The organism is Flavobacterium chilense, assembly GCF_001602525.1.
In the GTDB taxonomy this organism is placed as follows: domain Bacteria; phylum Bacteroidota; class Bacteroidia; order Flavobacteriales; family Flavobacteriaceae; genus Flavobacterium; species Flavobacterium chilense.
The window spans coordinates 224,898-235,925 of record NZ_LSYT01000002.1 but is presented as its reverse complement, the minus strand read 5'-3'; the positions used below and the strand labels follow the sequence as shown (position 1 = coordinate 235,925).

Sequence of the window (11,028 nt, the reverse complement as noted above, 5' to 3'; positions counted from 1 at the left end):
TTTAATTCTTTTAATCTGTGGTAAAACATTTTATAATTACTGTAATTTTTTCTTCTGGCTAAAAGCGGTTAAAAGTAAATAACTTAACAGACCAACTGATAGTGCTAAAACGGATGCTAAAATAAGACTTCCGACGATATATTGTGTAGCATTTTTTTGAATATCATCAAGGGTAACAGAACTATCTAAAATTAGGGGCGCATCATTGGATACAAAAAAGCTTCCCATTTTTAGAGAACCGTAGATAACAAAAGGGATAAAAGGCGGAAAACTCACATTTGAAGCCAGATAAGCAATGACTTTATTGAGCCTGAATAAGGCGGCAAAAGTAAAAAGCAAAACAGTTTGAAATCCCCAAAAAGGTGAGATTCCAATAAAAATACCCAATGCAATTGCAGCTGATTTTTTAAAATTAGAGTCTGAACTTTCTAAAATATCTTCAAGAAAGAATTTTTTAAAGCCTTTTTTTTTTGCTCTTCTAAAAAAATCACGCGGTTTGATATACAACAAAGCGTTGATGACCAAAACGGTATTTAAAATACTGATTCGGGTAAAATCCTTGAAAGGACGAAAATGCGAAACACGTTCTGCGGGATCATACAAAATCTGAATTGGAATATTTTTTACCACAATTCCTTTCCAGGCAGATCGTACAATAACTTCGATTTCAAACTCAAATTTATTGGTATAAAATTGTTTGGGAATCAATCGTAACGGATATGATCTAAAACCGGACTGTGTATCTTCGAGTACAATTCCGGTTTCAAACTTAAACCAGAAATTCGAAAATTTGTTTCCAAAACTACTTTTCTTTGGCACATTTTCCTGTGTCATGTTTCGGCTTCCAATCAATAAAGAATTGGGTTCGTTTTGAATTTCCTGAATAAAATTTGGAATATCAGAAGCAAAATGCTGTCCATCAGAATCGATCGTGATGGCATATTCAAAATTCATTTCGATTGCTTTTCTAAAACCATTTCGGAGCGCTCTTCCTTTTCCTAAATTCTTAGGATGGTGAATTTGAGTAAGCTCCGAATATTGTTTTAAAATTTCGTTGGTTGTATCTGTCGAACCATCGTTTACGATAATGACATTTTGAGTGAAATCTAAAATAGAATCCAACACTTTTTTCAATGTTTTGTGGTTATTGTAAGTGGGAACAATAACGCAAAAAGAAGTTGAATTAAACAAATCCTGCTTTGATAAAATAGGTTTCATGGAATGTTTTTCGTGGGCTTACTTCACAAACTGCCTCTCTTTTTCAGAGAAACTTTTTGATTGTAAGACAAAGTCTTTTAGATATTCTTTCAAAGGCGCAGTTTGCTCTGCATAATGCGTTGTGATGAATTTTTTATCTTCTTTAATATTTTTTTTATAACCTGTAATTCCGGGAACATCTTCCTGAATACTCAAACGAATCATTCTGATTTCGATGTTGTTAGGATCGCTTTTTAGAGTAGCTTCCAGGAGTTTTGCACCTTCTTTAAAACGTGAAATTTTACTTCCAATCAGACTTTCAAATTTAGAATCAACCAAAATCGAAGCCGCTTTGTAAGCCACTAAAATTTTTTCATCGTTGTTTGAAATTCCGGAAAGTTTCTCTGTAAATTCTTTAGCATTTGCTTCAGATTTTGCAACATCAGGATAGATTTTTCGGATAGAGGCCAAATCGGGTGTGTTGGCAAAGTTTATCCATAATAGTAATGATAATAGTAATTTCATAGTTATAGTTTTTTATACACGTTACTTAATTTTAAAGCAACGGTGTCGTTAAAATATGTGGTGTTTTTCACCTTTACCAAATCATCTTCTGTGGTTGTAACGTCAAGCTCCAGACGCAATTCCGGATTTATTTCCGGATTTATTAATGCCATAAATTTTACATTAGTCAGAGTTTGTATCATTAACGAACTTTTTGTGATAGATTCTGTAAGTTCTTTAATAATCTGAATCATGCAAACGCCCGGCATAATTGGGTTTCCTGGGAAATGACCGTTAAAAACCTCATGTTTGGCATTAACTAATATACGAATATTATATTTAGCATCTCCTGTTTTTTCTTCAGAAAGTACTTTGTAAAAGTCTTTTAAAACCATAATTTATTTTTTTCCAAATGTATATGTTGCACCAAATTGAAACACCAGGTTATTGCTGTCGCTGCTTTCATCATAATAATTTGTAAAAGCATTAGTAAATCCTTTTTTTACTCTTGCTTCAAATGCAATACCGTTTTTCAGGCTGTATCCTAATCCTGCAATTATCCCTAAATCAATATCATCCCCTTTATTAAAACTGTGTTCTTTTGTTTTAGGATTTACTTTAATATCGTCAGCAATCAGGATATCAGCAAAAGGACCGGCTAATGCGTAAAAGCTTTCTGTAAAATTAAACTTATTTATAGTAAGTGCTGAAATATATTGTAATGAAGCATCTACTGTTCCGCTATCATAAGTAGTAATATATGAGTTTGTTGCCGGATTATAAGTACTCGTAGTTCCCATATTTGCTGTACCTTTTCCTCCTTGTCTTGAATATGTTAATTCAGGCTGTAATGTATAAACCCTGCCAAGTTTTAGGGCTCCGAAAGCACCGATATAAAAGTCTGTTTTACTATCCAAATCAGTTGCTGTTAGTTTAGATATATTAACTCCGGCCTGAATTCCGGGTCTAAAGGTTACCTGAGACTGAATTTTTGTAAATGCAAAAAAGACAAATGTAACAATTGCTAAATTTTTAATATTCATGTTTTATTTTACGTTAAAAGAATAAGAAACGCCTATTTGAAAATTGATATTCGTATTGTAATCACCAAAAAGGTAATGACCATTAGTATCGTTATGATAGTAATCGCTGTCGAGAACATCTAAGAAACCTTTTTTAAATCGCGCTTCAAAAGCAAAACCAGATGGCATACGATAACCAAGACCTACGTTAAAAGCTAAATCATTATAAGTTTTTCTACGCACTAAATTATCATTTAAAAGAACATCTAAAGAAGGCCCGAACATTACCTGAAATCCTTGTCCGAATGTAAATTTGTTGATAAGAGAAAGAGATAAATAATCCAGCTTTAAATCCAGATGTTCTACTCTTTCAGTATTCGTATTAGGATCTGTAAAATTTCTTGCGACATTATTAGATCCTTGTTTGGTATAAGTTATTTCAGGCTGAAGTGCATATTTTTTCGTTAGATTGATTTCTCCAAAACCACCAAAATAAAAATCAGGCCTGTAATTAGCATGCATTTCTGAAATAGTCGATAAAGATAATCCTCCTCTCAAACCCGGTTTAAAATTTACCTGAGCCTGAAGATTTGCAAGGACGAAAAAAACAAATAGAACAAGGGTTGATTTTTTAGTATGCATTATTTTGTTTTAAAAGTGTAACTAATACCAATTTGAAAAACCTGATTTAAGATAAGATCATTATAGTAATAATCATTATTGTTGTTATTATAGTTAATTCCATCGTATCCATAAATATCAATTACACCTTGTTTATAACGTGCCTCAAAAGTCAAACCATTTGGGAGTGTATATCCTAGTCCGCCAACAATAGCGAAGTCAACTCCAACCGGATCTGTACCAAATTTGTCAAAATTATCATCTGTTTTAAAGTCAACAGATGGTCCGGCTAATACATGAAAACCACTTCCTTTAAAATGAAACTTCCCTACAGCTCCAAGTGTAATATAGTTTATTTCAGCTTTTTTATTTCTGGGATAAGAATTTACATTTTCAAAATCCAGATAAGATAAACGAACATCAGAACCTTGTCTTGAATAATTTAATTCTGGCTGTAGTGTAAAATATTTATTGAATTTTATAGCGACTAAAGCACCAACATAAAAATCAGATTTCGCACTGGTATTTCCTGGCATATTGGTTAAATCAGATATGTTTAAGCCTCCGCGAAATCCCGGACTAACTTTTACTTGTGCTTTTAATGATGTGATTCCAATAAATAAAACAAGGGCAATTACGGTTATTTTTTTCATCTTGGGATTAGTTTAATTTTATGGTTAGTTTAAATTTTATTCTGATTTAAAATAATTTAACTCAATTTTCAACTTAATATTCTGATGGAGGATTTCAATCTTCTCGGCAAAAATATTGTTTTCTGAACTAAATGTCAGTGTAAATTTTTCTTTTGTTTTAGAAGAATGAACGACTTTTTCTAATCTGTTATCTTTTTTGGAGACAAAAAGATAGTTATCTCTTTTTCCGTCTTTAGATTTATAGATATTATAGGTTTCATCTTCAAACTGCTCCTGAATCAGATAATCTTTTTTAAGTAGTAAACGAAAATCCTCTTTTAAGGTATTGATCAGGATTTTTCGGTCTAACTCAGATACAATCGAGTTGACTTTGAAACTGTTATCAGAAATTTCAAAATCCATTAATTTGTTACCAAACTCAGTAGTAAAAACAATGCGATGTATGGTATCGTTTATTTTTTTGGCAATGAAAATTCCACTCAGTTCATTTCCGTAAACCGTTATGTTTGTTTTATAAACATAGTCTGTTTTTGAATCTGAAAAATAGGAAACTTCATAAGACGTTTTGTCTAATTTTTTTGGAGTATAATTTTTTGTGACTGAGCCACAAGAAACCAGAACAATTGCCAGAATGCAATTAATTAGTAAAAACTGAATCGTCGATTTTTGCATTGATCACTTTATTTTTAAGTACAATTCGGGTATAATCTTCAGAGGATTCTAATAATTTTACCTGAACGACTGTTGCTTCGTCTTTATCAAAAGTCAGTTCAATCTGCTTGATGTATTTTTTTAATGTTGCATCTTTTGGGATAAACTTTGCCAGGTTCTGACCTTTTAATTTAAAGTACGAAATTGTAAATTCTTTATCATCAAACATATTTCCGCTTACGCTTCCCACAATTAATTTGTTGATTCGTGCAAAGATTTTACTATTGCCAATATCAACGGCACTTTTTTTACCTTCGTCGTTAATCAGGATTTTCCCGTTTTTAAAAACAATACTGTAGTTGTATGGTTTTTTATATTGCCATTGCAGAAGAGCAGGTTCTTTAAAAATCATTTTTCCTGAAGTTTCAATATCTTTCGACAAAAAGTCTAAATGTTTGTACTGAACAAAATCTGTACTTAACGTTTTGATTTTTTTTGAGACTACATTTACATCTTGCTTAAAAGCTGCAATTTCTGCATCGGTCATTTTTTGTTCCTGAGCAGATAAATTGAAACCAGAGATGATTAAAAATAAAAATAGATATATTTTAGTTTGCATAAGCTTTAAGATTCAAAAGTTCTTCGGTCGAAATTATTTTATAATTATTTTGTTGCAAAAATTGCAAAAACTGTTCCAGTACTAAAACAGAATGTGTTGCAGTGTCATGCAAAAGTACAATTCCGCCGGGAGAAACACGTTTTATAATTCGATTGAAAATTAATTCCTGATTTTTTGTTCCTCCGTCAAGCGATCGAATGTTCCAGCCAATTACGTTATGACCGGTTACTTTTAATGCTCTTCGAATCGATGGAGTTGTAACTCCGTAAGGCGGACGAAAGAAATTTATTTTTTTTGAGGTATATTTTTCGAGAAGTATATCTGTTTTCTGAATTTCCCCGATTATGGTTGCGGCATTATAAAAATCAAAAAATTTCGAATGACTGTAGGAATGATTTCCGACCAAATGTCCTTTGGCAATAATTTGTTTTATAATTTCAGGATGCCTTTCAATGTTTTTGCCAATGCAAAAAAAAGTAGCGCTGGCATTGTATTTTTTTAGAAGTTTCAAAACCTCTAAAGTAAATTCACTTGGTCCGTCATCAAAAGTAAGGGCAATTTTTTTTTCTGTTTCTAACGGATTATTGCAGAAAGCTTTTATATGATAATTGGATGAAATTCTTGAAGAACCAAAAGCATTTATTCCCAGCCAAATTAAAACAATTGCGATAAACCATACCCGGTTAATTGCTGTATAGAGATTCAAAAGAAGCAGTAAAAGCAATAGAAAGATAAAGAATAACGAAATGTTTTTATGCGTTATCATTTTGAAAGTAACGTAAAACTATGATTTTTTCCGTTTAACTGATTGTACAATAAAATGGTTTTGTAAGCTGGTTTTTCAACCGAATTTACTTTTATAATTTCTGGTATTTCCTGAGTTTTTAAAATTTTAGCTGCCATCCAGAAAGCAAAAGCCGAAGCAGTATCATATTCGCCGCTTAAGTGTTTGTAATATAAAACAGGAGTTTCTGCAAAAGTTTTTTCAGTAAGGTTTCTGTAATAATTTTCAAAATCGGCATTTCCATCAAAACCTAAAACCAAAGCATCAATGGCTGAAATATCTAAGTGATTTGACTTTAAAAAAGACGCAATTTCTGCTTCAATTTCGTTTTCTTCCAGTGTATTTACAATTGCAATATCCAGCAGTTCAGCATAAGTGTTGTCTTTTTTTTCATTTTCTAAAACAAAAAAACTGGCACCTTCACCGTAAACGGCTCCGCTGGTTGTAGAGTTTAAAACATCATAAGGCGCGGTATTGTCTGCTTTGATACGTCCGTTTAATTTGAAAAGAGCAGTTGTATAATCGCCATTTTCATCTACTCCGCCCACTAAAACAGATTGTACTTCATCTTCTTCAATTTGCATTTTAGCATCTAAAAGAGCCGATTCAAAAGAAACCGCACCATTTACATACGTAAAATTATAACCTTTGCATTGTTGTAACAAAGCGATTTGTGCGCCAACTGTATTATGGGTTGACTGAATAAATGAAGTTGGAGTTAAAAATTCTTCATTATTATCCAGAATGCTTTTCAGGAATTTTTCAGAATCTTCAATACAGCCTAATCCCGTTCCGGTGATAATAGCATCAACCTTTTCTACGTTTGCATCTTTCATTGCCAGGGCAGAGGCAACGATTCCGTTTTTTACACCTTTTGCCATTCGTCTGCTTGCGGCAGGTGAAATATATTCTTTGTAAACTGGCGGGATAATCGCCAATACGTTTTCATCATGATTGACAATGGCTTCTTCTAAAAAAACAGTATCAAATGTTCTTTGAGTAGAAATACAACCTACACCATTAATATATGCCTTCTTCATTTTAGCTTTTTGAAAATATAAGGGTTGAACAATTTCCGCCAAAACCAAAAGAATTGGATAAAACGTGTTCGATATTTTTGTTTTTTGCAGCTATTTGTGGTTGCAAATCAAATTCTTCCATTGGATTTTCGAAATTCAGATTTGGATAAACAACATTATTCTGGATGGCCAAAACACTGTAAACGGCTTCAATTGCTGCTGCTGCTGCCAAAGTGTGTCCGGTAAAAGGTTTGGTCGAACTAAAATCAGGAACTTTTTCGTCCTGATAAATTCTCAACAATGCTCGTCCTTCAGATAAATCATTGTTTGGAGTCGCAGTTCCGTGTACGTTGATATAATCAATTTCGGAAGGTTTTAAACCCGAAACTTCAAAAGCTTTTTTCATCGCTAAATAAGCACCATCACCATTTTCTGAAGAAGCGGTTTGATGAAAAGCATCGTTTGCATTTCCGTAACCGGAAACGCGGGCCAGAACTTTTTTATTTTGTTTTGCCACGATTTCATCTGATTCTAAAACCAAATATGCCGCAGCTTCACCCAGGTTTAATCCTTTGCGTTCATTGTCAAACGGTTTGTTGAAATCGTCTGATAAAATCATTAACGTTTTAAATCCGTTAATGGTAAATTTTGCCAAACCATCGGCTCCGCCAACAATTACACGATCTAGTTTTCCGCTCTTGATTAATCTTGCACCCAACATAATCGAGTTTGCTGCCGATGAACAAGCGGTACTAATGGTAGTAACGATTCCTTTTAAACCCAATTCCTCGGCAATTTTCTCTGCAACATCGCCACCATCATGACAGGTAATATATTTTACCAATTCAGGATGTTTGAAATAATCATAATAATGTCTTTCGGTCATATCCATTCCGCCTACACTTGTAGCCGAAATAAGTCCTGTTCTGAATTCGTTTATCGATGTAATTCCGGCATTTTCAACAGCTTGTTTTGCTGCCAGAGTACCGATCATTGCTGTTCTCGAAAAGTTATTTTCGTCAGTAAGGTTCAATTCGCGAATCAATTCGTCATTGGTCTTTTTAATTTCACCAACTTTAATAACATCCGCATGAACTGTCGAAATATTTGTGATACGGGAAATACCGATTTTATTTTCGATTAATGAATTATAATTTTCTTCGACTGAATTTCCAATCGAAGAGATAATTCCCATTCCCGTTATTGCAACACCTTTCATTAATAGACTTCTTAGATTGTTAGACTTCTTAGATTTTTAGATTGTTGGATTTTTAGACAATTCTTTTTAGTTCAAAAAAGTTTTAAAAAACTATTTTGAAATTTGATTTTTGAATATTCTTATCTAAGAAATCTAAAAATCTAAGAAGTCTAAGATCTAAAATCTATTTAGTTCTGTTAGCGCTAATGTAAGCGGCCATAGTTTCGATTGATTGGAAAATGGTTTTTCCTTCTTTCGGATCTACTAATTTAATTCCATAATCTTTATCTAAAATCACGATCAATTCAAGTGCATCAATGGAGTCTAAACCTAAACCATCTCCAAACAAAGGATCGTTATCGGCAATATCTTCAACTGCGATATCTTCAAGGTTTAAAGTCGTAATGATTTTGTTTTTTAATTCTTCTTTTAATGCTTCCATGATTATTTATTATATAATGTATTGATATTTTCGTTTGTATAGTTTTGGTTTTCCTTTTTACTAATCGTGCAAAGAAAAGCTTTATAATTGTCATTAAAAAATTCTACCCAGCCACAAAGAACAATGTCTGCTTTATTCGTATTCAGAAGAATATCTGAATAATTCGACATAAATTCCGTGTTAAAGGCATCAAATATAAAGAAAGAATTTTCACTTTTTAGCTGATGACGTATACTTATTTCGCCCAGACAAATATTTGGTAAAGTATATACAAAAACTGCCGGGCTCGGAAAGTAGTTTTCTTTGTCTGAAATCGATTCCTGATATTTTACATCGGTATCTAAACTTGATGATTTATTGGCCAAAACCAAAGCGATATTATTTTCCTGCCCAGAAGAAGTTATCGGGCTCAAAAGTAGTTCTGATCCTAAAAAAGCCAGTTTGCTCAAAGCATCCATTTTGAAAAATTTTGGATATTGGATTTCAAAATTGCGATACGCTTGTTTCGAGAAATCTGCAAAATCGGTTGGTTCGATTTTGAATACCGAAGTTCCGTTCAAAACAATTTCGTTGTTTTGAATGATGATGTAGGATTGTATGTAGGTTTTGTTTTGAGTCATTTTGTTTTTAAGAACATAATTTTTTAATGTCCGCCTTTAAAAATAATTGTGAAAACAGAACAGGAAAATTTGTTTTAGGACCATTCTTGATCATTGTTATATAAATTTCATTCTTCTCTAAAATAAATATCCTACTTGATTGGTATAAATTATTAATAGCAAAGGTGTCAGATTTGTTATAAATTATTAAATCTTTTGAATTTACAGCTTTTCGAAATTCTAATTTTTTGCAATAGTCATTAATGATAGCTCTATTTTTTTCAACGTCATATTTGCTTATAATTTTCGTAAGATACTTTTCAGTTGCTTTTCGATAAGCTGCATAAGCAAAGAAGAGGCTTCCAAAAAATAGCAGATAATATTCAGTTCCAGTTTTAGAATGATCTCGATATGGATCGTAATAAACTAAAAAAGGACAAATAATTCCAAAGACAAAAAATAAATAGAGCATTATTGTATTAAATTTTTCACCCCAGCTTTCAGTATAAACTAATTTACTTTTTTCTATACTTTTTTCAATATCTAAGTTTCTTAAACTTCTCATTTCATCTTTTCAAAAACCACAGCCGTATTACAACCTCCAAATCCAGAAGCCGTTTTCAAAAAATAATCAATATTCTTTTCTTCATTTTTCTCAATCACATTTATACCTTCACTCACACCCATTTCATCAAAACCTTTCGATTCAAAAAGTGTATTTTGATTTACTGATTCAATCGCAATTACCGTTTCTAATAATCCGGAAGCACCTAATGTATGACCGTAAAATCCTTTTAAACTATTTATCGGAACATTTTGTAAACCTAAACGGTTTAGGGCAATCGCTTCCATTTCGTCATTAAATGGGGTTGCGGTTCCGTGGGCTGAAATATAATCGATTTTGTTAACTCCAATCTGAGCTTCTTTCAAAGCATTTTGAATACTTCTAAACAAACCTTCGCCTGTTCTTGACGGACCTGAAATATGATTGGCATCGTTGATCGAACTGTCTCCAATTACTTTTATTTTAGCGTTTTTGGCTTCCGCCGAAACTAAAACTGCAGCAGTTGCTTCGCCTAAACTTACTCCGGTTCTGTTTTTAGAATACGGTTTACAAGGCAGATCACTCATGGCCTGAAAGGAGTTGAAACCAGATAAAATAAATTCTGAAACTTCATCTCCGGCGATAACAAATACATTATCATATAACTCAGACTGAATCATTCTTTTTGCAACCGAAACAGCTAAAATTCCTGAAACACAAGCATTAGAAACAACGATGGGTTGTGTTTTAAATCTGAAAAAGTTGGCAACATTTTGAGCTAAAACATCTAAATGTGCATTATTAAAACTTTCTTCTGAATGCTCTTTTAAAGCCGTAACATTTCCTTTTGTGGTAGAAAGGATAAAAGCCGTTTTTGAATTTAACCCGATTCCTGAATTTTTGATAATAGGCTCTAAAGCCAAAATCATCATTTTCTCTAAGCGGGAATATTTTGTTTCAGTGCTGATTTTTGAGAACGCACTGTTTATTTTTTCGTCATTAATTACTGATCCATAAAAGGGAACGGGCATCAAAGAAATGTCATTATGCAGTTGAATACCCGAATCGCCACGAAGAATAGCACTGACATTCGATTCGACATCAAAACCTAAAGGGGTGATACAATTGGTTTGCGTAATGTATATTTCTTTTAACATTTTATGATTTTATTCCAG

At 32.6% G+C, this 11,028-nt stretch carries 15 protein-coding genes; all 15 read right to left on the bottom strand.

Going from position 1 to position 11,028, the window contains the following annotated elements:
• Positions 1 to 36: 36 nt before the first annotated feature.
• Complete coding sequence (locus A4F88_RS06135) at positions 37 to 1,218, bottom strand: DUF2062 domain-containing protein (RefSeq protein ID WP_068841674.1); 1,182 nt, start codon at positions 1,216 to 1,218, stop codon at positions 37 to 39.
• Between the two features lie 18 nt (positions 1,219 to 1,236).
• Positions 1,237 to 1,722 (bottom strand): hypothetical protein, encoded by a 486-nt coding sequence (locus A4F88_RS06130; RefSeq protein ID WP_068841673.1) that lies wholly within the window; start codon positions 1,720 to 1,722, stop codon positions 1,237 to 1,239.
• 2 nt (positions 1,723 to 1,724) lie between these two features.
• Complete coding sequence (locus A4F88_RS06125) at positions 1,725 to 2,096, bottom strand: ApeI family dehydratase (RefSeq protein ID WP_068841672.1); 372 nt, start codon at positions 2,094 to 2,096, stop codon at positions 1,725 to 1,727.
• 3 nt (positions 2,097 to 2,099) lie between these two features.
• Positions 2,100 to 2,744 (bottom strand): outer membrane beta-barrel protein, encoded by a 645-nt coding sequence (locus A4F88_RS06120; RefSeq protein ID WP_068841671.1) that lies wholly within the window; start codon positions 2,742 to 2,744, stop codon positions 2,100 to 2,102.
• A 3-nt stretch (positions 2,745 to 2,747) separates the two neighbouring features.
• Positions 2,748 to 3,365, bottom strand: coding sequence for an outer membrane beta-barrel protein (locus tag A4F88_RS06115; protein ID WP_068841670.1), 618 nt, complete (start codon positions 3,363 to 3,365; stop codon positions 2,748 to 2,750).
• Positions 3,365 to 3,997, bottom strand: a complete 633-nt coding sequence (locus A4F88_RS06110) for a porin family protein (RefSeq protein WP_068841669.1) — start codon at positions 3,995 to 3,997, stop codon at positions 3,365 to 3,367. The genes A4F88_RS06115 and A4F88_RS06110 overlap by 1 nt, the downstream gene beginning before the upstream one ends.
• A gap of 36 nt (positions 3,998 to 4,033) precedes the next feature.
• Positions 4,034 to 4,669, bottom strand: coding sequence for a flexirubin biosynthesis protein LolB2 (lolB2, locus tag A4F88_RS06105; protein ID WP_068841668.1), 636 nt, complete (start codon positions 4,667 to 4,669; stop codon positions 4,034 to 4,036).
• Complete coding sequence (lolA2, locus tag A4F88_RS06100; protein WP_068841667.1) at positions 4,635 to 5,267, bottom strand: flexirubin biosynthesis/transport protein LolA2; 633 nt, start codon at positions 5,265 to 5,267, stop codon at positions 4,635 to 4,637. Before lolA2 ends, lolB2 begins: the two co-directional genes overlap by 35 nt.
• Positions 5,257 to 6,033 (bottom strand): polysaccharide deacetylase family protein, encoded by a 777-nt coding sequence (locus A4F88_RS06095; protein ID WP_068841666.1) that lies wholly within the window; start codon positions 6,031 to 6,033, stop codon positions 5,257 to 5,259. Before A4F88_RS06095 ends, lolA2 begins: the two co-directional genes overlap by 11 nt.
• On the bottom strand, positions 6,030 to 7,091 hold the full coding sequence (locus tag A4F88_RS06090) for a beta-ketoacyl synthase N-terminal-like domain-containing protein (RefSeq protein ID WP_068841665.1): 1,062 nt from the start codon (positions 7,089 to 7,091) through the stop codon (positions 6,030 to 6,032). Before A4F88_RS06090 ends, A4F88_RS06095 begins: the two co-directional genes overlap by 4 nt.
• A 1-nt stretch (position 7,092) precedes the next feature.
• Positions 7,093 to 8,289 (bottom strand): beta-ketoacyl-[acyl-carrier-protein] synthase family protein, encoded by a 1,197-nt coding sequence (locus tag A4F88_RS06085; protein ID WP_068841664.1) that lies wholly within the window; start codon positions 8,287 to 8,289, stop codon positions 7,093 to 7,095.
• Positions 8,290 to 8,452: 163 nt separating this feature from the next.
• Positions 8,453 to 8,710 (bottom strand): phosphopantetheine-binding protein, encoded by a 258-nt coding sequence (locus A4F88_RS06080; RefSeq protein ID WP_068841663.1) that lies wholly within the window; start codon positions 8,708 to 8,710, stop codon positions 8,453 to 8,455.
• A 2-nt stretch (positions 8,711 to 8,712) separates the two neighbouring features.
• Entirely contained in the window at positions 8,713 to 9,330 is a 618-nt protein-coding gene (locus tag A4F88_RS06075) for a beta-ketoacyl-[acyl-carrier-protein] synthase family protein (protein ID WP_068841662.1), read from the bottom strand.
• Positions 9,331 to 9,337: 7 nt separating this feature from the next.
• Positions 9,338 to 9,874: a hypothetical protein gene (locus tag A4F88_RS06070; RefSeq protein WP_068841661.1), complete on the bottom strand. Its 537-nt coding sequence runs from the start codon at positions 9,872 to 9,874 to the stop codon at positions 9,338 to 9,340.
• Positions 9,871 to 11,010 carry a beta-ketoacyl-[acyl-carrier-protein] synthase family protein gene (locus tag A4F88_RS06065; protein WP_068841660.1) on the bottom strand — a complete coding sequence of 380 codons (1,140 nt, stop codon included), beginning with the start codon at positions 11,008 to 11,010 and terminating at the stop codon, positions 9,871 to 9,873. Before A4F88_RS06065 ends, A4F88_RS06070 begins: the two co-directional genes overlap by 4 nt.
• Between the last annotated feature and the right edge of the window lie 18 nt (positions 11,011 to 11,028).